The sequence below is a fragment of the Nonomuraea sp. JJY05 genome (genome assembly GCF_043496855.1).
Classification (GTDB): Bacteria; Actinomycetota; Actinomycetes; order Streptosporangiales; family Streptosporangiaceae; genus Nonomuraea.
On record NZ_JBIEIS010000036.1, the window covers coordinates 67,441 to 89,120 of the forward strand.

General features: G+C 68.6%; 26 protein-coding genes. 12 read left to right on the top strand and 14 right to left on the bottom strand.

Annotated elements, in window-relative coordinates; genetic code table 11:
* Positions 1 to 99: 99 nt before the first annotated feature.
* A complete protein-coding gene (locus ACFKCF_RS42805; RefSeq protein ID WP_394501080.1) occupies positions 100 to 918 on the top strand; it encodes a hypothetical protein in 819 nt (272 codons plus the stop codon).
* Here ACFKCF_RS42805 and ACFKCF_RS42810 read toward each other — a convergent pair.
* Positions 889 to 2,328 (bottom strand): hypothetical protein, encoded by a 1,440-nt coding sequence (locus ACFKCF_RS42810; protein ID WP_394501081.1) that lies wholly within the window; start codon positions 2,326 to 2,328, stop codon positions 889 to 891. The genes ACFKCF_RS42805 and ACFKCF_RS42810 overlap by 30 nt on opposite strands.
* Positions 2,329 to 2,398: 70 nt before the next feature.
* On the opposite strand from ACFKCF_RS42810, the gene ACFKCF_RS42815 reads away from it, so the two are divergent.
* Positions 2,399 to 2,866, top strand: coding sequence for a DUF1772 domain-containing protein (locus ACFKCF_RS42815; protein ID WP_394501082.1), 468 nt, complete (start codon positions 2,399 to 2,401; stop codon positions 2,864 to 2,866).
* Here ACFKCF_RS42815 and ACFKCF_RS42820 read toward each other — a convergent pair.
* Positions 2,851 to 3,408, bottom strand: coding sequence for a CGNR zinc finger domain-containing protein (locus ACFKCF_RS42820; RefSeq protein WP_394501083.1), 558 nt, complete (start codon positions 3,406 to 3,408; stop codon positions 2,851 to 2,853). The two genes, ACFKCF_RS42815 and ACFKCF_RS42820, sit on opposite strands and share 16 nt — an antisense overlap.
* Before the next feature lie 85 nt (positions 3,409 to 3,493).
* Here ACFKCF_RS42820 and ACFKCF_RS42825 point away from each other — a divergent pair, with 85 nt between their 5' ends.
* Complete coding sequence (locus ACFKCF_RS42825) at positions 3,494 to 4,327, top strand: alpha/beta fold hydrolase (RefSeq protein WP_394501084.1); 834 nt, start codon at positions 3,494 to 3,496, stop codon at positions 4,325 to 4,327.
* Positions 4,328 to 4,416: 89 nt separating this feature from the next.
* On the opposite strand, the gene ACFKCF_RS42830 is transcribed toward ACFKCF_RS42825, so the two are convergent.
* Together ACFKCF_RS42830 and ACFKCF_RS42835 are read right to left on the bottom strand one after the other, a co-directional pair.
* Positions 4,417 to 4,647, bottom strand: coding sequence for a DUF3073 domain-containing protein (locus tag ACFKCF_RS42830; RefSeq protein WP_394501085.1), 231 nt, complete (start codon positions 4,645 to 4,647; stop codon positions 4,417 to 4,419).
* Positions 4,648 to 4,798: 151 nt separating this feature from the next.
* The gene (locus ACFKCF_RS42835) at positions 4,799 to 5,878 is read right to left on the bottom strand and encodes a Glu/Leu/Phe/Val dehydrogenase (protein WP_394501086.1); all 1,080 of its coding nucleotides are present in this window, start codon (positions 5,876 to 5,878) and stop codon (positions 4,799 to 4,801) included.
* A gap of 107 nt (positions 5,879 to 5,985) precedes the next feature.
* On the opposite strand from ACFKCF_RS42835, the gene ACFKCF_RS42840 reads away from it, so the two are divergent.
* Together ACFKCF_RS42840 and bldC are read left to right on the top strand one after the other, a co-directional pair.
* Complete coding sequence (locus ACFKCF_RS42840) at positions 5,986 to 6,849, top strand: hypothetical protein (RefSeq protein ID WP_394501087.1); 864 nt, start codon at positions 5,986 to 5,988, stop codon at positions 6,847 to 6,849.
* A 322-nt stretch (positions 6,850 to 7,171) separates the two neighbouring features.
* Positions 7,172 to 7,375 carry a developmental transcriptional regulator BldC gene (bldC, locus tag ACFKCF_RS42845; protein WP_013133571.1) on the top strand — a complete coding sequence of 68 codons (204 nt, stop codon included), beginning with the start codon at positions 7,172 to 7,174 and terminating at the stop codon, positions 7,373 to 7,375.
* Positions 7,376 to 7,554: 179 nt separating this feature from the next.
* On the opposite strand, the gene ACFKCF_RS42850 is transcribed toward bldC, so the two are convergent.
* Positions 7,555 to 8,205, bottom strand: a complete 651-nt coding sequence (locus ACFKCF_RS42850) for a TetR/AcrR family transcriptional regulator (protein ID WP_394501088.1) — start codon at positions 8,203 to 8,205, stop codon at positions 7,555 to 7,557.
* 147 nt (positions 8,206 to 8,352) lie between these two features.
* On the opposite strand from ACFKCF_RS42850, the gene ACFKCF_RS42855 reads away from it, so the two are divergent.
* From ACFKCF_RS42855 to ACFKCF_RS42870, 4 genes are all read left to right on the top strand, one after another.
* Positions 8,353 to 9,402 carry a LacI family DNA-binding transcriptional regulator gene (locus ACFKCF_RS42855; protein WP_394501089.1) on the top strand — a complete coding sequence of 350 codons (1,050 nt, stop codon included), beginning with the start codon at positions 8,353 to 8,355 and terminating at the stop codon, positions 9,400 to 9,402.
* 215 nt (positions 9,403 to 9,617) lie between these two features.
* Positions 9,618 to 9,866 (top strand): hypothetical protein, encoded by a 249-nt coding sequence (locus ACFKCF_RS42860; RefSeq protein WP_185069048.1) that lies wholly within the window; start codon positions 9,618 to 9,620, stop codon positions 9,864 to 9,866.
* 96 nt (positions 9,867 to 9,962) lie between these two features.
* The gene (locus tag ACFKCF_RS42865; RefSeq protein WP_394501090.1) at positions 9,963 to 10,799 is read left to right on the top strand and encodes an N-acetylmuramoyl-L-alanine amidase; all 837 of its coding nucleotides are present in this window, start codon (positions 9,963 to 9,965) and stop codon (positions 10,797 to 10,799) included.
* Positions 10,796 to 12,385, top strand: coding sequence for a beta-N-acetylhexosaminidase (locus ACFKCF_RS42870; protein ID WP_394501091.1), 1,590 nt, complete (start codon positions 10,796 to 10,798; stop codon positions 12,383 to 12,385). The genes ACFKCF_RS42865 and ACFKCF_RS42870 overlap by 4 nt, the downstream gene beginning before the upstream one ends.
* Position 12,386: 1 nt before the next feature.
* Here the strand turns inward: ACFKCF_RS42870 and ACFKCF_RS42875 are convergent, their stop codons facing one another.
* The 3 genes from ACFKCF_RS42875 to ACFKCF_RS42885 are packed head-to-tail and all read right to left on the bottom strand — an operon-like array spanning position 12,387 to position 14,670.
* The gene (locus tag ACFKCF_RS42875) at positions 12,387 to 12,941 is read right to left on the bottom strand and encodes a GNAT family N-acetyltransferase (RefSeq protein ID WP_394501092.1); all 555 of its coding nucleotides are present in this window, start codon (positions 12,939 to 12,941) and stop codon (positions 12,387 to 12,389) included.
* Positions 12,942 to 12,960: 19 nt separating this feature from the next.
* The gene (locus ACFKCF_RS42880; RefSeq protein WP_394501094.1) at positions 12,961 to 14,013 is read right to left on the bottom strand and encodes a quinone-dependent dihydroorotate dehydrogenase; all 1,053 of its coding nucleotides are present in this window, start codon (positions 14,011 to 14,013) and stop codon (positions 12,961 to 12,963) included.
* Positions 14,014 to 14,019: 6 nt separating this feature from the next.
* Positions 14,020 to 14,670 (bottom strand): response regulator, encoded by a 651-nt coding sequence (locus tag ACFKCF_RS42885; RefSeq protein ID WP_394501096.1) that lies wholly within the window; start codon positions 14,668 to 14,670, stop codon positions 14,020 to 14,022.
* 18 nt (positions 14,671 to 14,688) lie between these two features.
* On the opposite strand from ACFKCF_RS42885, the gene ACFKCF_RS42890 reads away from it, so the two are divergent.
* Together ACFKCF_RS42890 and lpdA are read left to right on the top strand one after the other, a co-directional pair.
* Positions 14,689 to 15,063 (top strand): tautomerase family protein, encoded by a 375-nt coding sequence (locus tag ACFKCF_RS42890; protein WP_394501097.1) that lies wholly within the window; start codon positions 14,689 to 14,691, stop codon positions 15,061 to 15,063.
* A gap of 20 nt (positions 15,064 to 15,083) precedes the next feature.
* Positions 15,084 to 16,463 (top strand): dihydrolipoyl dehydrogenase, encoded by a 1,380-nt coding sequence (gene lpdA / locus ACFKCF_RS42895; protein ID WP_394501099.1) that lies wholly within the window; start codon positions 15,084 to 15,086, stop codon positions 16,461 to 16,463.
* Between the two features lie 61 nt (positions 16,464 to 16,524).
* Here lpdA and ACFKCF_RS42900 read toward each other — a convergent pair whose 3' ends face one another.
* Positions 16,525 to 17,727 carry a tyrosine-type recombinase/integrase gene (locus ACFKCF_RS42900; protein ID WP_394501101.1) on the bottom strand — a complete coding sequence of 401 codons (1,203 nt, stop codon included), beginning with the start codon at positions 17,725 to 17,727 and terminating at the stop codon, positions 16,525 to 16,527.
* A 392-nt stretch (positions 17,728 to 18,119) separates the two neighbouring features.
* On the opposite strand from ACFKCF_RS42900, the gene ACFKCF_RS42905 reads away from it, so the two are divergent.
* Positions 18,120 to 18,515: a hypothetical protein gene (locus ACFKCF_RS42905; protein WP_394501103.1), complete on the top strand. Its 396-nt coding sequence runs from the start codon at positions 18,120 to 18,122 to the stop codon at positions 18,513 to 18,515.
* 196 nt (positions 18,516 to 18,711) lie between these two features.
* Here ACFKCF_RS42905 and ACFKCF_RS42910 read toward each other — a convergent pair whose 3' ends face one another.
* The 5 genes from ACFKCF_RS42910 to ACFKCF_RS42930 form a co-directional block, all read right to left on the bottom strand.
* A complete protein-coding gene (locus ACFKCF_RS42910) occupies positions 18,712 to 19,368 on the bottom strand; it encodes a hypothetical protein (RefSeq protein ID WP_394501105.1) in 657 nt (218 codons plus the stop codon).
* Positions 19,365 to 19,769: a hypothetical protein gene (locus ACFKCF_RS42915; RefSeq protein ID WP_394501106.1), complete on the bottom strand. Its 405-nt coding sequence runs from the start codon at positions 19,767 to 19,769 to the stop codon at positions 19,365 to 19,367. The genes ACFKCF_RS42910 and ACFKCF_RS42915 overlap by 4 nt, the downstream gene beginning before the upstream one ends.
* 61 nt (positions 19,770 to 19,830) lie before the next feature.
* Entirely contained in the window at positions 19,831 to 20,697 is an 867-nt protein-coding gene (locus ACFKCF_RS42920; protein WP_394501108.1) for a helix-turn-helix domain-containing protein, read from the bottom strand.
* A 46-nt stretch (positions 20,698 to 20,743) separates the two neighbouring features.
* Complete coding sequence (locus ACFKCF_RS42925) at positions 20,744 to 21,271, bottom strand: DUF6879 family protein (RefSeq protein WP_394501110.1); 528 nt, start codon at positions 21,269 to 21,271, stop codon at positions 20,744 to 20,746.
* Positions 21,228 to 21,545, bottom strand: coding sequence for a hypothetical protein (locus ACFKCF_RS42930; protein ID WP_394501112.1), 318 nt, complete (start codon positions 21,543 to 21,545; stop codon positions 21,228 to 21,230). The genes ACFKCF_RS42925 and ACFKCF_RS42930 overlap by 44 nt, the downstream gene beginning before the upstream one ends.
* Between the last annotated feature and the right edge of the window lie 135 nt (positions 21,546 to 21,680).

Sequence of the window (21,680 nt, forward strand, 5' to 3'; positions counted from 1 at the left end):
TGCACGACATCTGCACCACATCCGCACACGGGGCTGGTGGATCCGGCGGGGCCGCACGCGGTGTGCTCGAAGAGCAGCCTAGTGGGGGAGGCGTTGCGCATGGACGAACCGATCGTGGACCCCGCCGCCTCCCGGCGGGAGCGGCGGCGGATCTTCGGTGTCCGGACGCGGTTGCTCGGGCACCGCGAGCCCGCGCCGCCGCCGTGGACGAGACGCCTGCTCGCCGTCGCCGCGGGGGTCACGGGGCTGAGCGGCGCGCTGTTCGGCGTCGCGGCCCTCAGGACCGACCACGAGTCGGCGGGGATGGCGGGCCTGATGGTCTTCCTCGTCGCCGTGCTCTATCTCGGCCTCTCCCTGCCCGAGCCGGAGCGCAGGGGCGGCGAGCATCACGTCCACCCCGCCGAGCTGGACTCCCAGGCCCTCACCCTGCTGGCCCGGGCCAGGCAGGCGATCCTGGAGGTGACCGACTCCCGGGTGAACCGCCTGGGGCTCCTCGACACCGTCGCCAACGACATCGTGCTCCCCGAGCGGCTGTGGCACGTCGCCCGCCTCCTGCGCACGCAGACGGAGCTGCGGGCCGAGCAGGCCGAGGCGCGGGCCGAGCTGATGACGCCCGAGCTGGCCGCCGTGCTCGAACCCCAGCAGGAGGCCCTGCGGCGCTCCGTGGCGGCGGTCACCGAGCGGGTGTGGGAGCTGGAGGTGTACGCCGGCCTCGTCAAGGCGGCCGACTCGGCCCTGCGCGCCCAGGAGTTGCAGCACAGCAACGACAGGTATCGGGACCTGCTGGCGCAGACCGGCGACGCCGAGGGCCTGCGCGACCTGACCGGGCAGGCGGACACGCTGGCCAGGAGCCTGCGTGAGGCGGTCGAGGCGGGCCAGACGCTGGCCTCAGAAGTCGCGCCACTCGTCGAACCATGACCCGGCCTCGCCCGAGGGCACGCCCGCCCGAGCCGCCAGCGCCATGAAGGCGTCGCCCGCCTCCTCCCGCCGCAGCGTGTCGATCATGCCGTGCCGTCCGTCGAGGTCGTTGAGCCTCTCCACGAACTCCCGCAGCGTCTGCCTGGCGTCGGCCACTCCGCCCGGGTCGTCGGCGCTCAGCCGCCCGATGGCCTCGGAGGCCGTCGTGTAAGCCCGGCACGCCGCCGCCCCGGCCCGCCGGTCGTCGTCCACCCAGTTGCGCAGCGGGTTGTCGATGTTGGCGGCCAGCCACTTGTCCGACTTGGCGCCGCGCAGCCGGACGTGAACCTCCGAGCCCCGGTAGCGCTGCTTGATCGGCCCGCTCTGGCTGCTCCTGAGCGAGGCGACGCTGAGGTGCCGCAGGGCGCCGCCGGGCGGGGGCAGCATCGACGCGTCGACGCCGTACGCGTCGACCAGCTCCAGCGTGTGCAGCTTGGGGAACGCGGCCGCGCCGACGAGCCCGCCGTAGGAGCGCAGCCACTGGATCCGCAGCGACTCCAGCTCGGGGAGCCCGTCCAACTCGGCGAGCCGCAGGTCGCCCGCCACCTCCATCGCCACCTCGCGCATGCCGCTCAGCCCGGCGGGGACGCCGGAGCGGGTCGTCAGGCGGATCCACCGCCCCGCGGCGGCCGCCGTGACGAGCTCGGGCGGCGCAGCGTCCAGGCGCAGGCGGGTCAGGGTGGGCGGCAGGACGAGCCGGCGCGGCGAGGCTCCGGCGAACGTCAGATCGTTGAGATGCGTGCCGCCCAGATCGACCTCGCCGGGCGGATCGGTCCAGTGCAGGCTGGTGATGATCGGCCGGGACGAGAGTGCGGCGGCCAGGCCGCGGTCGGGGCCGGCCCAGGTCAGCGAGGTCACCCGGGGCAGCGCGTCCAGCCCGGCCCAGCGCACCTCGCCGTGGAGCTCCCGCAGGTCGAGCCCGGACACCATGGCGGGCCTGCGGATCCGCAGACCGCCGAAGTCGGCCTCGATCTGCCCGGGAGCGGCGCCCTTGTAGGCGGCCTTCACCTCGTCGGGCACCCGCAGGTCCCAGTGCCGCTGGAGGACGACCTGCACGCCCAGGGCGGGCCATCCGCCGTACGCGCTGGTCGAGCGCGGCATGGCGGCGTCCACCGGCATCGCCCCGAGCCGGACGAAACCGGCGGGCAGCGGCGCGGAGGCGTCGACGGACAGGATCTGGGGCACGCCCTCCCAGCTGTGGTGGTCGATGATCAGCGGGCGGGCCCCGCGCAGGTCGTCGAGCGTGGGCACCGCGTCGGAGTGCCAGTCGAACAGGCACACCGTCAGCTCGCCGCCCGCCGCCGTCACCTGGCAGGCGCCGAAACCGCCGAGCGGCAGCGGCATGGCCACGACCTCACCGATCTCCAGCATGCCCGGCAGGCTAGCAACCGCGGGCGACAAGCCTGTGGAAAAGATCCCATCAGCGCGGGATCATTGCCGCATGGACGTACTCGCGGCCGTCGCGGTGATCCTCGCGCTCGTGCTCAACGGCCTCATGGCAGGGGTCTACTTCGCGTTCTCGACGTCGGTGATGCCGGGTCTCGACGCCGTCGGCAAGGAGCAGGCGGCAGCCGTCATGCGGAGCATCAACCAGAAGATCCTCAATCCGGCGTTCCTGTCCACGTTCACGCTGGCGCCGTTCGTCGCGCTGATCGCCGGGATCCTGCTGTTCGTGGCCGGGCCGGGCAGCCTGCCGGGCCTGCTGGCCGTCGCGGGCGCCATCGTCGCCTTCGCCGGCTCGATCATGGTGACGAGAGTGGTCAACATCCCGCTGAACAACGCGATCGACGCGGGCGAGGCCGACTGGGCGGACTATCTGCCCCGCTGGACCCGCTTCAACACCGTGCGCGGCTGGGCCTGCGCGCTCACCGTCGTGCTCCTGGGCGCCGCGCTCTACGTCTGGGATTGATCCGGCTTGTGCCGCTGGTAGTAGCGGGCGACCCGGATCCGGTTGCCGCAGAGCGTCGGTGAGCACCAGCGGCGGCGGGGGTGGGCCGGCAGGAAGAGCATCCGGCAGTCGGGGGCCTCGCAGGAGCGGACCTTGCCCACGTTGGGGTCCGTCAGCAGCTCCACGGCCGCCTCGGCGAGCTGCGTGAGCAGGCGGCTGACGCCCGTGCCGTCCCGCCGCGCGACGCTCGCGAAGACGACTCCCCGGGCCTCCAGCCGAGGGTACGGCGGGGAGAGCCGCAGGGCCTCGTTGATCGCCGCGATCGACTCGGGCGGCGCGGGCACGGCCTGACGGGCGGCCTCCAGGGCCGCCTCCACATGACCGCGCAGCCGGCGGACGGCGGCCAGGTCGTCGGCCGGGAAGGGCCCCTCGGGCAGGGTGAGGCGGTCGGACTGCCTGGCCAGCCACTCGTCGAAGTCGGCGGCCTCGGCCAGGGCGTCGTGGTCGCGGGACCGCGTGTTGACCAGGTCCAGGGCCAGGGGCTCACCCGTCAGCAACTCCATGCCGCTAATGGTACATCTACGAGTTGACCCATTAGGTCCTTTCGGTCTATAACTAATGCGTCTTCAGGAGAAAGAGGCATGTGAGATGCAGGTTCCATACGTCAGGCACGGGTTCGTGGACGTCGAGGGAGTCGAGGTGTTCTACCGGGAGGCGGGGCCGGAGGGCGGCGTCCCGCTGCTGTTGCTCCACGGCTTCCCGTCCGCCTCGCACCAGTACCGGCGGCTCATGGACGTCCTGGGCACCCGCTATCGGGTGATCGCGCCCGACTATCCCGGATTCGGGCACACGCGGGCTCCCGACGGGTTCGAGTACTCCTTCGACCGGCTGGCCGACGTCGTCGAGGGGTTCGTACGGGCGATCGGGCTCGGGCCGTTCGTGCTGTACGCGTTCGACTTCGGCGGGCCCGTCGGGTTCCGGGTGGCCGAGCGGCATCCCGAGTGGATCGCGGGGCTCATCGTGCAGAACGCCAACGCGTACGACGAAGGGCTGTCCGAGGTGGCGCGCCAGGCCGTCAAGGCGCCGTCCGGCGAGCTGTTCACGCTGCCGTTCACCCGCGGCCAGTACGAGGGCGGCGCGGCGGACCCGGCGCTCGTGGCGCCCGACGGATGGACGCTCGACCAGCACTTCCTGGATCTGCCGGGACGCAAGGAGGCGCAGCTGGCCCTCGCCCGCGACTACGCCGGCAACCTCGCGCGCTACCCGGCCTGGCAGGCATGGCTGCGCCTGCACCGCCCGCCCACCCTGGTGCTCTGGGGGCGGGGAGACGCGATCTTCCTGGAGGCGGGCGCCCACGCGTACCGGCGGGACGTGCCCGAGGCGGAGGTGCACGTGTTCGACACCGGGCACTTCGCGCTGGAGGAGAAGCTGCCGGAGATCGCGCCGGTCATCGCGGACTTCCTGGAAAGGACGACCACGTGACGAAAGCCCCACGGTTGCCCGTGGGGCCCGACGAGCGTGAAGGAGAATCCAGCGCGGACGCCGACCTCCGTCACGTCAACCAGGAACGGCTACCGACGGCCAGAAGGGCGGTCGTCTTCGTCGTCTCCGGCGCCATAGTCATCGGCGTAATCGGCATAGCGATCCGCCAGCTCATCGTTGAGGTCGTCGGCGTCGTCATTGCTGCTGGAGTCTCCGACCCCGAGTTCATCGCGAAGACGATCAAGATCCGTGCCACCGCTGTTGTACTTCAGCTGGCGAGCAACCTTGACCTGCTTGGCCTTTGCTCGGCCGCGCCCCATTGGCTCGACCCCCTCGTGTGGGGTCGTCCCCGACCCCTCGTCGCTAACGCACCACACACTGACGCCGCTTCTCTTTGGGCGTCAGCCTATCGTTCGCCTATTACCGTACCTGTTTTGTGCCCAGCTCGGTACGTCGTATGGGCGTGGGGCGTCAGCGCCCCAGCCAAATGCCCCTAATCCGCCCGACTTCCGACATTCTGCGCTCGGCTAGCCTATCCGCTGCGACAGCGGGAGGAACGCCCTCATCGGCAGCGATTTGGAAGATCTTCAGGGTCGTGTCGTAGATCTGGGTGGCCTTCGATCTGGCTCGTTCCATGTCGAAGCCTTCGATCTCGTCCGCGACCTGGATCACGCCTCCCGAATTGACGACATAGTCGGGTGCGTAGAGGATGCCGCGCTCGGCGAGTTGCTTCTCGACCCCGGGGTGGGCGAGCTGGTTGTTGGCCCCGCCGCAGACGATCTTCGCGCGGAGCCTGGCGACCGTCGCGTCGTCGAGGGCGCCGCCCAGCGCGCACGGCGCGAACACGTCGATGTCGGATCCGGTCAGCTCGGCCGCGTCGGCCACCACGTCGACCTCCGGGTGGCGCAGGCGCACCCGCTCGACGGCCTTGGGGGCTACGTCGCAGATCACGACCTCGGCGCCGTCCTCGCGCAGGAGCTCGACCAGGCGGTGGCCCACCTTGCCGACCCCTTCGACGCCGACGCGCCTGCCGTGCAGCGACGGGGTGCCGTACACGCGCTCGGCCGAGGCCCGCATGCCCTGGAACACACCGAACGCCGTGAGGATGGACGAATCCCCCGCCCCGCCGTAGGCCGGCGAGCGGCCGGTCACGAAGCGTGACTCGCGGGCGATGACGTCCATGTCCTCGCTGTAGGTGCCCACGTCGCAGGCCGTGATGTAGCGCCCGCCGAGCGACTGGACGAACCTCCCGTACGCGCGCAGCAGCGCCTCGTTCTTGTCGTGGGCCGGGTCGCCGATGATGACGGCCTTGCCGCCGCCCAGGTCGAGTCCGGCCAGCGCGTTCTTGTAGGACATGCCCTTGGCGAGGTTGAGCACGTCGGCCAGGGCCGCGCTCTCGCTCTCGTACGGATAGAAGCGGGTGCCTCCCAGCCCCGGGCCCAGGGCCGTGTTGTGGATGGCGATGATGGCACGCAGGCCGCTCTGCTCGTCGGCGCAGAACACGACCTGCTCGTGGACGTCCTTTTGGGACGAACCGAAGACGTCGGTCACGGTAGTGACTCCCTGTCCGGTCCGCCGCACCTTTGCGACGGAGATCACCTCACAGCGTAGTAAGCCACAACGGTGCACGCAGGTTCGCTTCATGACACGATGCCTCCGTGCTGCCCTATGCCGCCTACCTCCGCGTCTATGAGCCACTGACCGCGTTCGCCGAACCCGAGCGCAAGGTGTGGGCCGACTACGCCGACTCACGGGACCGCCCGCGCCGCGCGAACGCGCTCAATGCGGAGCACGGCGAGTCGGTCATGCGCCTTCTCGGTATGCCCCCTCAACCCGTTCCCGCCCAGGAGAGCCCCAACGCCTATCTGCGGCGTGTTGAGGACCGTCTCTATGTCTGTCCCTGGCAAACGCGTTTGCGCTCGTGGCTGGCGTTCTCAAGGCTGCGTGGCGCCACTCCTGTGAAGCTGATGGACCGCCTGGTGCCCAAGGCGATCGCCGACCAGGTGGCGGACGACTTCGACCGGTACAAGCGGCAGGCCGGTTCGTCCGCGTTGCGTACGCACATTCGCACCACGGCGTGGCATGTGCCGCCATCGTGGTTCGTGCCGTTTGATGGGAACGAGCGCTGGCTGGTGCTCGGCTCCGCCAACCCGGGACAGGACGTGACGACCGCTACCGGACGCAACCTCATCTACGTCACCTCCATGGCACAGGCCAGGAGGCGGGCCGCCAGGGCGCTCAACGTGCTGCGCAGGCACCTGGGCGACGCGGCGGCCAACTTCGACGTGGAGGACGTCGCCAGGTGGCTGGAGGAGTTCCACCCGCACTCGCTGGTCGAGCTCGACTACGGCGGCCTCGTCCACCTCATGGACGACGACGCGCTGCAGGCCGACCAGTCGGTCGCGGAGCTGTCGGCCGCTCTGACGGGCCTGGACACGGGTCAAGAAGAACTTGCCTACGCCATGTACCAGAGGGTGATCCTCCGGTGGAAGTCAATGCAACAGCTGGAATCTGCCAACTGAGGCTCAATACGACCGTCTGACCTGCATGAGTAGGTCACGTCTCACGGCTGCTCTCTTCTGCGAACTGAGTAGTTTGCCGTTTTCACTGCGATACCACGAACCGTGTCGCTAGAATCACCGAGCGTGACATCGCTGCGGGGGCGGGCAGTTGGGTCAAAGAAGGGCTCGCCAATCGCTCTGCGTGGCGGTATGGTCACATCGGGTGATGCCGCATATGGCTCAGAAAAGCCGCACGCTCTGTGCCATAGGGGGACATCCGTGACACGCGCAAAGGCAGTCACAGGATCGCTAAGCCGGTCCACACGGAGGAGAGGCCGCACAAATGTCAGCTCGTACACCCGAGGCCGAGCCACTGCTCACGCCCGCTGAGGTCGCGACCATGTTCAGGGTCGACCCCAAGACCGTTACGCGGTGGGCCAAGGCGGGTAAGTTGACGTCGATTCGCACCCTCGGCGGTCATCGGCGTTACCGGGAGACCGAGGTCCGGGCACTGCTCGCGGGGATTCCGCAGCAGCGCTCGGAGTAAGTGAGGGTCGTCACGAATCCTCAGGGGGGTTGAGGGTGAGCCAGGCCGACGGCCTGGTCCACCGTTGTGACGAAAAGACGTCGCATGGGAGAGTTGGCGCCGCCCGCCCGGCGCCATCCTTCCGGCGCGACGGATCTGAGCGACCGAGCCGCCTCACGCAGCGAGGCGAATGAGCACCTCTACTTGAGTCGTTCCAACAGCGTGGCCACGTCGCTCTCGTAGGTGGCGGCCACGCCGAGCAGCGCGACCATGTGATCGACGAGCATCTTTTCCAGCGCCGGTCGCTCTATGTCACGGTGCTCGAGCCAGTCGAGGCCGGCCGTCTCCACCGAGGCGATCCACGATCGCAGGGTCGTGCGCAGCACCGGGCCGGCCTCTTCGACCCGCATCTGCTTCAGGATGAGGTGGAAGAGCCGCCGGCGCACGCCGTCGACGATCTCGCCGACCTCCCCCGCCCTGTTGGCGGGGCCTCCGCGCAGCAACGCGGCGAACCCGGCCGCGTGCTCCTCGACGAAGTCGAAGTAGCGCCTGAGCCCGGAGGCCAGCTCTTCGAGCGGCCTGCCGCCCTCATGAGGGCGAAGCCGGGACTCCAGCTGCTCCGCCGCGCTCTTCAGCGCGGCCACATAGAGCTCCTGCTTACCGCCGAAGTAGTGGTAGACCAGGGCCCGCGAAGCGCCCGCCGCCGAGGCCACGTCGTCGATCGAGACGTCTTCCGCGTCACGGGTGCTGAACAGCTCGAGCGCGGCCGCCATCAGCTCCTCGCGACGCCGGTCGACACTGAGCCTGCGCCGCGCCGGCCGTGCCGTCTCGGCTGACTTCCCGGGTGTCACACCTGCACAGTAGCCGACGCCGTGCGGCCGGTTCCCCGGGGCAACTCGCGATGATTCCCTGAGTCAAACGGTGAGAAGGCCGTACCCTGCCGCGAACTCGATCGTTTGGTCAGACAGGTGCCCATATCCGCATCGCGGGGGAGACACATGTCAGGACCGCCCGTCAACACTTCAACCATTACCGAGCTCAGAGAGGTAGACACGCTGCCTCGGCCCAGACCGACCATCCGCAACGTCGCCGAACGAGCCGGCGTCTCGAAATCGCTGGTCTCTCTCGTGCTACGCGGATCCCCGCACGTGAGCGAGCACCGGCGCCAGGCCGTGCTGCAGGCCGCCCGCGAACTCGGCTACCGGCCGAACGCGGTCGCGCGGAGCCTGGTCGAAGGCCGTACGCATCTGGTGGGCGCGCTCGTCGCCGACCTGCACAATCCGTTCTACGCGGAGTTCCTCGACGGTCTGCAGGAGAGCCTGCACGGCGACGGCCTGCGCATGCTCATAGGGAACAGCCAGTGGGACCCGGCGTTCGAGGACGAGGCCGTCGAGGCCTTCCTCGAGCTCAGGGTGGACGGGCTGGTCCTCCTGGGCATCGCGCCGACCAGCGAGACGCTGATCGAGGCCACCGCCTACACCCCGACCGTCGTCGTAGGGGAACGTGACATCGAGCTCGACGGAGTCGACATCGTGGTCGACGACGACCAGCTCGGCGCCCGCCTGGCCATCGACCACCTGGTCGAGCTGGGCCACAAGCGCATCGCGCACATCGAGGGCCGGCGCTCCTCGCGCTGCGAGGGTTACCTCGTGGCCATGCGCAGGCACTCGCTGGCGCCGTACATCATGGTCGAGGCCGCGGACTCGACCGAGGAGGGTGGCAGGGAGGCGGCAACGGCGCTGCTCACCCGCGACCCCAGGCCCACGGCGATCTTCGCCGCCAATGACGTGGTCGCGCTCGGCGTGCTCTCGGCCGCCAGCGACCTGGGCCTGCGAGTCCCGCAAGACCTCTCGGTGGTCGGCTACGACAACACGCACCTGTCGGCCTCCCACCACATCTCGCTCACCTCGGTCGACCAGCCCCGCCGCACCATGGGAAGGTCGGCGGCGGCGCTGCTGAGCGACCGGATCGGGGATCCCGCCAAGGGCTCGCGCCTGCGTGAGATCCGCCCCGAACTGATCGTGCGGCGCAGCACGGGTCCCGTCTGAAACGAACAAGAAATCTGCAAAGCCGGCCGCCGCTGTGGCGAGGATCGCGCAGACGAAAGTAGGGCGGCGGTCTGCTGGAGCAGGTTTCTTGTTCGCAAAGCCCCAAGGCTGGGTCAAGCCGCGCGGAGACGTGGCCGCGCGGCTGTTTACTCGGCAGGGTCATGCTATTTGTGACCGGATCCGATCCGGTCATGATCTGATCCGGGGGAACAGTCATGCGTGATCCGGAACTAGTGTCTTGCGCCCAGCGCGCGGCGGCCGAGCTCGAGCGCGCCTGGGGCCACTGGCGGGCCGGGAGGGGGCGGGGCGTCGACGGCGCCGCTGAGTCGGTCGCCAGCTACGTCGCCCACTCCCTCGACCACCCGTGGGGCCGGCCCCGCGTCGTCCTCGGGCTCGACGCCGAGGACGCGCGGGAGCTGGCCGCGCTGCTGGAGCGCCAGGAGATCGGCGAGCGCGTCTGGTGAGGGCCTAGGGCCCTGCCAGTGCGTACGATTCCCCTCCACCCGCCGTAGTTGCCATAAGACGGGCTTGAGCTCCGGGCGTGCCGTAAGTTGGAAGCCATGCGTGCTCTGCCAGCCTCAGTTCTCGCCGTTTGCGGCCTGATCGCCTCCGCGTGTGGCGGCACCGGCACCGGTGACGCCGCGGCAGGTCAGGCCGCTCCCGCGACAGCGACGGAGCAGGCTTCCGCGACCTCCGCGCAGCAATCTCCCGCCAAGCAGTCCCCGCCCGACGCCAAGCCGCTCGAGGGCAAGGTCGTCGTGATCGACCCGGGCCACAACGGCGGCAACTACCGCAACCCCGCGGCCGTCAACCGCCAGGTCAACGTGCTGACCAAGTGGAAGCCCTGCGACACGACGGGCACCCAGACCAACAGCGGCTACAGCGAGGCCGCCTTCTCCTTCGACGTCTCCAAGCGGCTCGTCAAGATCCTCGAAGCCCGCGGGGCCACGGTCAAGCTGACCAGGACGAACAACAACGGCGTGGGGCCGTGCATCACCCAGCGGGCCGCGATCGGCAACAAGGCGCACGCCGACGCCGCGATCTCCATCCACGGCGACGGTTCGGCCCCCGCCAACCACGGCTTCCACATCATCATGCCGAAGAAGATCAAGGGCCCCGTGGACAAGGTCGTGGGCGCGTCGAGCAGGCTCGGCATCGACGTGCGCGACGCGTTCGCCAAGGGCACGGGCCTGCCGTACTCCAACTACGTCGGCCGCGACGCGCTCGACTACCGCAACGACCTCGGCGGCCTCAACCTGTCGACCGTGCCGAAGATCTTCATCGAGTGCGGCAACATGCGCAACGCCGCCGAGGCGGCCAAGTTCCAGGATCCCGCCTTCCGGCAGAGGATCGCGCTGGCGCTGGCGAACGGATTGCAGCACTATCTCGAAACATGATTCCTCGCCCAGAGCTGCGCAGCGATCTTTCCGGTTCCTTCGAGCTGACCTCGGGCGCGATCGTGTCCGGCGACCTGGTGGACGCCGTACGCCGCGCGCTCCCGCTGCTCGACCTGCGGCCCGGCGACGCGGGTGAGATCGACGTCCGGCGGGATCCGGCGCTCGGCGAGGAGGCGTACCGGCTGACGGCGGGTTCGCGGGGCGTGGAGATCGTGGCCGGCGGGCCGGCCGGGGCCTTCTACGCGGCGCAGTCGCTGCACCAGTTGCTGCCCGCCGCCTCCTACCGGTTCTCCACCGGGGCCTCGTGGCCCGTTCCAGGGGTGCGGATCGAGGACGCGCCGCGCTTCGCCTGGCGCGGGCTGCACCTGGACGTGGCGCGGCACTTCTTCCCCAAGCGGGAGATCTTCCGCCTGCTCGACCTGATGGCGACGCACAAGCTCAACCGGCTCCACCTGCACCTGGTGGACGACCAGGGGTGGCGGGTGGAGAGCCGGGCGTACCCCCTCCTGCACGAGGTCTCCTCGCACCGGCCGCGCACGGCGACCAACCACTGGCGGGAGCCGGACGCGTACGACGACCTGCCGCACGGGGGCTACTACACGCTCGACGACCTGGCCGAGATCGGCGCCTACGCCCGCGCCCGGTGCGTCACGGTCGTCCCCGAGATCGACGTGCCCGGACACGCGTCGGCGATCCTGGCGGCCTACCCGGCGCTCGGAGCCACCGGGGAGCGGTACGACGTGCTCGACCGGTGGGGCATCTCCTCGGCGATCCTGTCGCCGCTGCCGCCGACCGTCGAGTTCCTGACCACGATCTTCGACGAGCTGATCGGGGCGCTGGGCGAGACGCCCTACGTGCACATCGGCGGCGACGAGGTCGTGCTGGACCATTGGGGCGAGTCCGCGGAGATCACCGCGTACCGCGACTCGCTGGGGCTGGCCACATCCAACGACCTGCAGGCGTGGTTCCTGCGGCGGCTCGCGGACGCGCTGGCCGAGCGGGGCACGCGGGCCGTGGTGTGGGACGAGGCGTTCGTCAGCGGCGGGCTGCGGGAGGACACCGTGGTGATGCCGTGGCGGGGCATGGGGGTGGGCCGCCGGGCCGCGGCTGCCGGGCACGACGTGGTGGCGACCCCGGTGTTCCCGCTGTACTTCGACTACGCGGAGGCGGCTTCGGCGGACGAGCCCATGGCCATCGGCGACGCCGTCACCGTCTCGGACGTGGCCGCCTTCGACCCCGCCCCGGCCTCCTGGACGGAGGAGGAGCGCGCCCGGGTCCTGGGCGTCCAGGCGCAGCTCTGGACCGAGCGCGTGCCCGACGCCCGCACGGTCGACTACCGCCTGTGGCCGCGGGCGTGCGCGCTGGCCGAGGTCGGGTGGGCGGGCCCCGCCGACGGCTTCGAGGGCCGGCTGGAGGAGCACCTGGGGCGGCTGGACGCGCTCGGGGTGGAGTACCGCCCGCCGGCGGGGCCGCACCCGTGGCAGCGGCGGCGCCCGCACCGGCCGGGCGTGGTGCGCGTCTCCGAGGTGATGGCCCACATCGACGGCATGACGCACGACGCGGAGTCGACCCGCCCCAGCGTGTGACTCAGAAGGCCGGGCGGTCGTTGAGGATGCGCTGGAAGAGGCGGCAGGCCTGCCACCTGCCGTCGATCTCGAGGTAGCGCTCGGCGGTGCCGTACGGCTCGAACCCGGTCTTGACCAGCACGTTCTGCGAGGCCGCGTTGTCGAGCAGGGTGCTGGCCGCGATCCGGTGCAGGCGCAGCTCCTCGTCGGCCATCCGGCACACCTCACGCACCGCGCCGGTGGCCAGGCCGCGCCCGACGTAGCCGCCGTCCACCCAGTAGCCGAGGTCGGCGCTCAGCCAGGGGCCGCGGACGATGCCGCTGAGCGTCGCGCGGCCCACGATCTCGTCACCGTCCGCGAGCATCCACGCCATCGCCCGGCCCTGCGCCTGATCTTCGAGCAGGCCCTTGAGCCGCTTGGCCTGACCCTCCAGGGTGAAGAACTCGTCGGGCCTGCGGGGCTCCCACCGCTTCAGGTGGTCGCGGTTGCGGTCGTAGGCGCGTACCAGGGCCTCGGCGTCCTGTTCGGCGGCCGGTCGCAGGACGATGCCGTCCGCTAGAGGTACCTCTTCGATCATTCGCCCCACGATAAGGGATTCAGGCGGTACGGCCGATGGCCTCCGTGACGGACTTGAGGCCGTGGCGGCGTACGCGCCTGGAGAGCTGCCGGTGGATGCGCGAGGCCCAGAACGGGCCGCCGTAGACCCAGCCCGTATAGCCCTGGACCAGGGTCGCCCCGGCGAGCAGCCGCTCCCAGACGTCGTCCACGTCCTCCACCCCGCCGACCGACACCAGCGTGAGCCGGTCGCCGACCCTGGCGCGCAGGCGCCTGAGCACCTCCAGCGAGCGGCCCTTGAGCGGGCGGCCCGACAGCCCGCCCGTCTCGCCGCCGTGCCTGATCGTGGTGTTGGTGGCGATGATGCCGTCCAGGCCCAGCTCCAACGCCAGGTCGGCGACCGCGTCCACGTCCTCGTCCGCGAGGTCGGGCGCGATCTTCACCAGCAGCGGGGTGCGGCGGGGCGTGCCGTCCGCGACCTCCTTGACCGCCGTGAGCAGCGGCCGCAGCAGCGAGACCGCCTGGAGGTTGCGCAGCCCCGGCGTGTTGGGCGAGCTGACGTTGACCACGAGGTAGTCGGCCAGCGGCGCGAGCTCCCTGGCGCTGGCCACGTAGTCGGCCACGGCCTCCGACTCGGGCACCACCTTGGTCTTGCCGATGTTCACCCCGACCACGACGGGGACGCCGCGGGCGCGGCGCAGCCTGCGGGCGGCGGCGGCCGCCCCGGCGTTGTTGAAGCCCATCCGGTTGATCACCGCGCGCTCGCCCACCAGCCTGAACAGGCGCGGGCGCGGGTTGCCCGGCTGGGCGTGCGCGGTGATCGTGCCGACCTCGACGTGGCCGAAGCCGAGCGCGGCGACGCCCTCGGCGCACGCGGCGTCCTTGTCGAACCCGGCGGCCAGGCCCAGCGGGCCCGGGAAGTGCACGCCGAACGCGCTCACCCGCAGGGCCGGATCGTGGGGCGCGAGCGCGCGGAAGAGCAGCCGCTTGACCACGGGCAGCCGCGCGAGGAGCGCGAGGGCGCTCACGGTCTGATGGTGCACGGCCTCGGCGTCGAAACGCCGCAAGACCTGCGTGAACACGAGGCGATACATCACGGGTCAGGCTACCAACCCGGCCTCGTGGGCGATGATCGCGGCCTGCACGCGGTTGCGCACGCCGAGTCTGGTGAGGATGGCGCTCACGTACGCCTTCACCGTGCCCTCGACGATGTGCAGCTCGCGGGCGATCTCGCCGTTGGACATGCCCGCGCCCAGCAGGGCGAGCACCTCGCGCTCCCGGTCGGTGAGCGGGCCGACGCGGTCGCGGGCCTGCGCCCCCTTGGTCATCTTTCCGCCGGCGAAGTGCGCGATCACCCGTTGGGCGACCCTGGGCGATAGGTACGCGGCCCCGTCGGCCACCGCGTGGATCCCGGCGATCAGCTCGCGTGGGTCGCCCGACTTGAGCAGGAACCCGCTCGCCCCGATGTCGAGCGCCTTGGCGATGTAGTCGTCCTCCCCGAATGTGGTCAGCATCACCACGGCCGTACGCGGCGCGACGCGGCGCATCTCGCTCGCCGCGCCCAGGCCGTCGAGCCGGGGCATGCGGATGTCGAGCAGCGCCACGTCGGGGTGGTGGCTGATGGCCAGGTCGACGGCCTGCCTGCCGTCACCGGCCTCGGCCACCACCTCCAGCGACGGGTCGGAGGCGAGGATCGCCTTGACCCCGGCCCGGATCATGGCCTCGTCGTCGGCCAGGAGTATGCGGATCACGCCCTCTATATTGCCGATATGGCACAAGTGAAGGTGTACGGGCGCCGGGACGTGTGGGCCGGGCGGCAACGGGAGATCTCCGATCTGGTGCAGTCATGCCTGGTGAGCGCGTGGGGCATACCGCCGGAGAAGCGGTTCCACCGGTTCCTGCTGCTGGAGGAGGACGACTTCGTCTGCCCTGCGCGCAGTGACAATTACCTCATCATCGAGGTGATCTGCTTCACCGGGCGCAGCGACGACGCCAAGCGGGCGCTGATCAGGGAGATCTACGACAGATCCGGCTACGAGCCCGAGGATGTGGAGATCACGATCATCGAGATGCCCAAGACGAACTGGGGGATCCGCGGGGTGCCCGCCGACGAGCTCACCCTCTCGTACAAGGTCGAGGTCTAGCTGACGGTATGGTCCGACTCATGAGCACTCACTATGACGTCGTCGTTCTCGGCGCGGGTCCCGGAGGGTATACGGCCGCCGTCCGCGCCGCCCAGCTCGGACTGCGCGCTGCGGTCGTCGAGGAGAAGTACTGGGGTGGCGTCTGCCTGAACGTGGGCTGCATCCCGTCCAAGGCGCTGCTGCGCAACGCCGAACTGGCCCACATCTTCAACAACGAGGCCAAGACGTTCGGCATCAGCGGCCAGGTCACCTTCGACTACGGGGCGGCCTTCCAGCGCAGCCGCAAGGTGGCCGACGGGCGGGTCAAGGGCGTTCACTACCTGATGAAGAAGAACGCCATCACCGAGTACGACGGCCGCGGCACGTTCCTGGACGCGAACACGATCCAGGTGAACGGCGAGACGATCACGTTCTCCCACTGCATCATCGCGGCTGGCGCGACCACCCGGCTGATCCCGGGCACGCAGCTTTCCGAGCGCGTGGTGACGTACGAGGAGCAGATCCTCACCGAGGAGCTGCCGGAGAGCATCATCATCGCGGGCGCCGGCGCCATCGGGGTGGAGTTCGCGTACGTGCTGCACAACTACGGCGTCAAGGTGACGATCGTGGAGTTCCTCGACCGGGTCGTGCCGCTCGAGGACGAGGAGGTGTCGGCCGAGCTGGCCAAGCGCTACAAGCGGCTCGGCATCGAGGTGCTGACCTCGACCCGCGTGGACGCCATCGAGGACACCGGCGCCTCCGTCAAGGTCACCGTCACCCGCGGCGGCGAGACCCAGGTGCTCGAGGCCGACAAGGTGCTGCAGGCCATCGGCTTCCAGCCGCGCGTCGAGGGCTACGGCCTGGAGAAGACGGGCGTGGCGCTGACCGACCGGGGCGCCATCGCGGTCGACGGGCGATGCCGTACGAGCGTGCCGCACATCTTCGCCATCGGCGACGTCACCGCCAAGCTGATGCTGGCGCACGCCGCGGAGTCCATGGGCATCATCGCCGCCGAGACGATCGCCGACGCGGAGACCATGGAGCTCGACTACGTGATGATCCCGCGGGCCACGTACTGCCAGCCGCAGGTGGCGAGCTTCGGCTACACCGAGGCGCAGGCGCGCGACCTGGGCTATGACGTGAAGGTGGCGAAGTTCCCCTTCACGGCCAACGGCAAGGCGCACGGCCTGGGCGACTCGGCCGGCTTCGTCAAGATCATCAGCGACAACACGCACGGCGAGCTGCTCGGCGCCCACCTGATCGGGCCCGAGGTCACCGAGCTGCTGCCCGAGTTGACGCTGGCCCAGCAGTGGGACCTGACCGTGCACGAGGTCGCCCGCAACGTCCACGCGCACCCGACCCTGGGGGAAGCGGTCAAGGAGGCGATCCACGGCCTCGCCGGCCACATGATCAACATGTGATCGGTTGGAGCAAAAGTCCGAGGTAGACAGGCATTTCCGGGTCTCCGTGGTCAGCACGAAGTCAGCACGCCGCTGCTGCGACTTCGGTGATGCCCGTCTGGTAGGCCGCCTCCATCACGTCGAGCGCTCTATCCCATGACTCGTCCACGAAGTGACCGTACGTACGGAAGGTGATCCCGATGTCCTGGTGTCCCAGCCATCGGGACACGTCCGTGATGGGAATGCCTTGAGCCAGTTGCATCGAGGCGTAGGCGTGGCGGAGTCCGTGAGGGGTGAAGTCCTCGGGAAGGCCCGCCGTCTTGGTTGCGGCGGCGAACGCCACTCGATAGGTGTCGTACCTGTTCCAGCCTCCCCTGGTCGCCTGGAACAGGTACCCGTCTGCGGTGCCATGGCTGTCGATGTGCGCAGCGATGGCCGAGTGAACGAACGGGGGCAACGGCATGTCCCGGTAGTCCCCTTCCTCGCGGTGCTTGAGCGGACCTAACACGCGTTTTCTGGTCACTTGCTCATGGATGCGCAGTCTCCGGCCGCCGAACATCACGCACCCCTCGGCGACTGCGAACGCCTCCGATACTCGGAGGCCGCATCCCGCCATAAGCCACACCGATGCCGCCCACGGGGCTGGCATGGCGTCAGCGAGCTTCTTGATCTGGGTCCAGGTGGGGACTAGGAATTCCTGTTTCTGGGCGGTGCTGGGCAGTTCGATGTCGGTGCAGGGCGATTCGGGGATGAGTTTGTCCTTCACCGCCTCGTTGAGGACCGCAGCGACGACAGTGAAGGCGCTGTGAATGGTGTTCGGTGCGTACCCGGCCTTGATCAGCGCCGAGACGAAGTTCTTGATGGTCTGCCGCGTGATGGCGTTGGGCCGAAGGTGCCCGATGTTGGGGTTGATCTGGTTCTTCAGTGCGCTGCCGTAGATCTCGATGCTCTTGCCCGACAGTCCGACGCGGTCAGAGAGCCACCTGTCGGCATAGTCCGCGAAGGTCACCGCTCCGGCCTTCGGGTCGATGGTGCGGCGTAGGCCGCTCACCTTGTCTGACTTGATCTCCAGAATGAACGCTTCGGCGTCTTTCTTCATGTCGTGGGGGTAGGGCTGCTCCTGTTGCTTGGTGCCGCGCCCGCCGAGCCGGTAGCGGACCACCCAGGAGTGCCCGCACTTGCCCCAGGCACGTTCGGCGCTCTTGCGATCGTCGGCCTTGCGGAGGTCGAGTGTGCGCCCGGCTTTGGTGTCGGCGCACTCACACTTCTTGATCAGGCTGGCCACGTTAGTTAGTTCCCTCGTCTTCCTTGAGTTGTGCTTCCTGAGGCCGAAGCCTCGGAGGAGGCCAGCTTGGCCGTGAAGGTAGAGAACTTCGTTCGTGAGGCCGGATCTGAGGGCCGTACGGCCACGGAGATCTACCGGGCTCTCAACATCAAGGCGGCCGATCTTCGGGAGATCGTGGCTCAGCTCGACACGATCGAGATTGTCAAGGGACACAGCGCCAAGGGCACCGGGGGACGGCCGAGCATGCGTTACAGACTGGACGATGTACGTTTCAGTCCAGCGAAGGATCTGGTAGCCCAAGCTCCTGCTCGGGTGGGGAACTCCTTCCGGAAGGTTGCCTGTCTGCATCCGGCATCACCCCTTCGACAGCTCTACGGAGCTACGATTAAGTTGTGGATTCGGAACCGCACGCCTTATCTGCGGAAGAAGATTGGCAACGCCAAAGCCGCATCGAAAGACGCCGCACTCAGCGGAGGATGTGCTGGTACGTCGGCGTATCCGCAGGCAGCGTCATTGGCGTATGTGGTCTCGCCGCCTGGCTGAACCACTACCTCCGCCCCGCGCCACTACTGGCCGTGATTGTGGGCACCGTCGCAGTGCTTTCGTTTCTGATTCACTGGATTATCTGGTTCCGGCACGACACCGGAGCGAAAGAAGGGCATCACCGTCGCCCGCTTGGCGTGGGGCGGCGTCAGCCAGGCTGGAAGACCGTCATGTGGCTGTCTGCCCTGTCGGGCGCGATCGTCGCTTGGCCGATCAGCAGGCTGTTGGACGTGATCTTCAAGTAGCTGACGGAATCACGCGCCGCCCAGCTCCCTGTAGAGGTCCATGTCGACGACTCCCTCGGGCAGCTCGTCTGCCTCGGCCTCGTCCTTGATGCGGTCGAGCTTCATGCGCAAGCTCTGTCGGTCGCGCACAATCGCGCCAAGCCTTCCCTCGTTGAGGCGGATCTCCGTCAAGAGCTTGAGATCGCCGGTTGCCCAGTCATCCGCGAACGGATGGTACCGCCCATGACTCATCGCCCTCTGTCACGGCCGGCTGCACGTCATGTAGCCGCATCAGCAGCTCACGAGCCACCACATGATGCATGTCGTACTCATCGAACCTGAGGACAGCGTTCCTCTCGAACGGCACCACTGGCGGCAAGTAGGAAACAAACACATCCGCCCGCACTCCGAAGGGTGAGCAGTCGCCTACGGTGAAGACGGCGGCGTTGCGCCGCAGGTGGGAACACCGTGAGATCGCTTCCGGGATGCACGCCGGGCACGTCGGCGGGGCGTTGGTATAGCCGTCGCCGTCACCGCCGTAGCCGGACGACAGCAGCCACCAGATCCGGCCCGTCTCCCGATCTACAGCCGACCGCGCGCACACCTGGCACAGCCGCTTGTCCATGCAACGCCACTGCCTCAGCGTGTTGACCGTCTTGAAGTCGGGTCGGCCCGTACGGTTCTGGCTCTGCCGCAGAAGGAGGACACCGTTGCGGAAGTCGTCCCGTTGGGGCACGGCGTAGCTCAGTCGCAACCCGCCACGACGCGGTACCCACTTCAGTGGAGGGTTCTGGGCCTCTCCTGTCCACCCGATCACGTACGGATAGCGGAACGCTCGCTCCCTTGCCGTGGCCGTGGTGGTGGCAGTGGTCATGCCGACGCTCCGGCGTTCTGTGCCACCAGCAGGCCGACGCGTTGCGGCTGGGATGCTGGGACAAGTTCGATCCTGTCGGCCAACGGCACATTGTCGGCCTCGACGCGCGCCAGTTCGACCGCGTAGCTACCGGAGCGAGGGCCGATGGTCACCGTGGCGATTCTCCATCCGGCGTTCGCGTAGATGATGAGTTCCGGAGGATGCCAAAGGGGCTCACGGGTTACGGCGATCGTGATTGCACACCGGTCGGCACGCCGCTGGATCAGTTGGGCGTTGATGCCTGCCGCTTTCAGATGCCCAAGAACCCGGTCAAGGGCCGCATGGTGCGTGGCGGCTTCCTCCCCGGTGATTGGCTGGCAGAGCAGGATGCCACCTGGTCCTGTGGTGTGTGTGGGCGCCATGGTTCGACGCTAGAAGTGGGCGTTTTCCAGGGGCAATGATGTTGCCCCTTGTTGCCCCTAATCAGCCAGCCCCCTTGGCGGCGGCGATCAGTCGCCGTGCCTGGGCACCGTAGACCGCGATGTTCGCCAGGGCCGCGAAGCGTCCCGCATAGAGGGCGATCTCCCACTTTTGCGTTAGCTGAAGATGGCCGGACACCAGTTCAACGCTGACCATCTCGTCATCGAACATGGTGAACCCTTCAACGGGTGCAGCATGTGGCGAATGGGCTCTTGACGCACCCAAGGGGACGATCCCGAGCGACACAGACGGCAGGCGTGTGACGTCTTCAAGATGGGCTAGCTGCGCCTGGAGAATTTCCCGGCCATACAGCTGATACCTGAGAGCTGCCTCCTCAAGCAGGAACGCGAAGGTGCGTCCCGGCTGCCGGAGAATCGCTTGCCTCGCTAGGCGCTCTTGGACGGCTGCCGCCACGTCGTCGGCCTGGACGTGGTGACGCTGCTGCACTGCGGTGAGAACTGCCGTCGCATAGTCCGCTGTCTGGAGTAACCCGGGGATCATTCTCGGCTGATACGTGCGTACGGATGTAGCTCGATCGAAGATCGGGCGCACGCCCTTTTGGGCGGCGCGCAACCCGGCGCGGTTGATCCGGCGGGAATCGGTCCACATCCCGGCTGCCTCGCGGCGCGCGGCGAGCAGTTCGTTCGTGCGCTCTGGCGACACCCCGCAGGCACGGCACCAATCCCGCAGATCTTCAGCCGAGATCGGGCGTGCCCCACTCTCGATCTTGGATACCTTGGATCGCCCGTGCCATCCGGCAGCCTTGGCCAGCTCGTCACCGGTCAGCCCCGCATCCTCGCGGATCTCGCGGAGCTGACCGGCAAGCGCCTGTCTGGCCTGCTGGGCGCTGGAAGAGGACGACGAGGGCACGGCTACCAGTGCGCAGAGTCGGCGCGGTTACTCGACACGGGGCAGCTCATAGCCGGTACTCGTCGTGCGGGATGGCGAGATCCCATACCGCCTCGAACGCTGTCGCACACAGCTCGACCACGCTGGAATCGTCGCTGAACTGATGCCCCACGACTTCCCCGGCACCGTCGAACACCGAGAACCTGACCAGGCGGTTGTCGAACACCCAGAAGGGGTTGCCCGGCAGGGCCAGCGCTGACGACAGATGCCGGGGCAGCCAGCGCAGTTGTTCTCCGGCTGCCAGTTGAAACGCGGGCGCAACGGCGTGCATGTACCTGGTGTAGTCGCTCACGGGCTCCGAGACAATGCGAGCCCGCCGGACGGCCACGCCTCGCGCGACAGCGGGCGCTACGACATCGACCCATGCACGGGCTTGGTCGTGGTTGATGAAGTCTCGCCCGGCCTTGAACGCGATGAACCCTGGATCTGACGTCATGTGAGCGTCGTGGATCTCCAGGTGTACGGCCGACATGGTGCAGTCTGCGAGCAGCTCAGCGAACGTCGGCTTTTTCTCGCTGGGTCCGAATATCTTCATCGGGCCGGGGGTGCTGCCCTTCGGCGAACCGGCGTTTTCCGCGTTCGTAGCTCCCACTGACCGCCTCCATGATGATTTCCGCCATGGCGGCCGGAAGCATCACAACCGCCTCGGTGTCCTTGATCCTGCTGTCGGAGTTGATCCACGCGAGGATGTCAGGGTCCGTCACCAGATCGCCCTGGAAATAGAAGTTGCCCGTCTCCGGATCTACGAACACTGCCGGACAATCGTCGGTGGCGTTGTTCGGGTCTACGCCCACGAACTCTAGCCGCATGCGCCTCTCCCTACTGGTGGAGTTGCCCAATGTTGCCCTGTCACGGTGAGCCTGCGCCCTGTGGGACTGGAGCGTCAAGGGAAGAGTTGGGTATCGCCTGAAAGCCGGTCTAGATGCGGTGGTCGCCTAACTAGG

Bases quoted from the DNA above. Each gene is read 5' to 3' on its own strand.
- ACFKCF_RS42805 (WP_394501080.1), top strand. From the start codon at position 100: ATGGACGAACCGATCGTGGACCCCGCCGCCTCCCGGCGGGAGCGGCGG.
- ACFKCF_RS42810 (WP_394501081.1), bottom strand. From the start codon at position 2,328: ATGCTGGAGATCGGTGAGGTCGTGGCCATGCCGCTGCCGCTCGGCGGT.
- ACFKCF_RS42815 (WP_394501082.1), top strand. From the start codon at position 2,399: ATGGACGTACTCGCGGCCGTCGCGGTGATCCTCGCGCTCGTGCTCAAC.
- ACFKCF_RS42820 (WP_394501083.1), bottom strand. From the start codon at position 3,408: ATGGAGTTGCTGACGGGTGAGCCCCTGGCCCTGGACCTGGTCAACACG.
- ACFKCF_RS42825 (WP_394501084.1), top strand. From the start codon at position 3,494: ATGCAGGTTCCATACGTCAGGCACGGGTTCGTGGACGTCGAGGGAGTC.
- ACFKCF_RS42830 (WP_394501085.1), bottom strand. From the start codon at position 4,647: ATGGGGCGCGGCCGAGCAAAGGCCAAGCAGGTCAAGGTTGCTCGCCAG.
- bldC (WP_013133571.1), top strand. From the start codon at position 7,172: ATGTCAGCTCGTACACCCGAGGCCGAGCCACTGCTCACGCCCGCTGAG.
- ACFKCF_RS42855 (WP_394501089.1), top strand. From the start codon at position 8,353: ATGTCAGGACCGCCCGTCAACACTTCAACCATTACCGAGCTCAGAGAG.
- ACFKCF_RS42860 (WP_185069048.1), top strand. From the start codon at position 9,618: ATGCGTGATCCGGAACTAGTGTCTTGCGCCCAGCGCGCGGCGGCCGAG.
- ACFKCF_RS42865 (WP_394501090.1), top strand. From the start codon at position 9,963: ATGCGTGCTCTGCCAGCCTCAGTTCTCGCCGTTTGCGGCCTGATCGCC.
- ACFKCF_RS42870 (WP_394501091.1), top strand. From the start codon at position 10,796: ATGATTCCTCGCCCAGAGCTGCGCAGCGATCTTTCCGGTTCCTTCGAG.
- ACFKCF_RS42875 (WP_394501092.1), bottom strand. From the start codon at position 12,941: ATGATCGAAGAGGTACCTCTAGCGGACGGCATCGTCCTGCGACCGGCC.
- ACFKCF_RS42880 (WP_394501094.1), bottom strand. From the start codon at position 14,013: ATGTATCGCCTCGTGTTCACGCAGGTCTTGCGGCGTTTCGACGCCGAG.
- ACFKCF_RS42890 (WP_394501097.1), top strand. From the start codon at position 14,689: ATGGCACAAGTGAAGGTGTACGGGCGCCGGGACGTGTGGGCCGGGCGG.
- lpdA (WP_394501099.1), top strand. From the start codon at position 15,084: ATGAGCACTCACTATGACGTCGTCGTTCTCGGCGCGGGTCCCGGAGGG.
- ACFKCF_RS42910 (WP_394501105.1), bottom strand. From the start codon at position 19,368: ATGACCACTGCCACCACCACGGCCACGGCAAGGGAGCGAGCGTTCCGC.
- ACFKCF_RS42915 (WP_394501106.1), bottom strand. From the start codon at position 19,769: ATGGCGCCCACACACACCACAGGACCAGGTGGCATCCTGCTCTGCCAG.
- ACFKCF_RS42925 (WP_394501110.1), bottom strand. From the start codon at position 21,271: ATGAAGATATTCGGACCCAGCGAGAAAAAGCCGACGTTCGCTGAGCTG.
- ACFKCF_RS42930 (WP_394501112.1), bottom strand. From the start codon at position 21,545: ATGCGGCTAGAGTTCGTGGGCGTAGACCCGAACAACGCCACCGACGAT.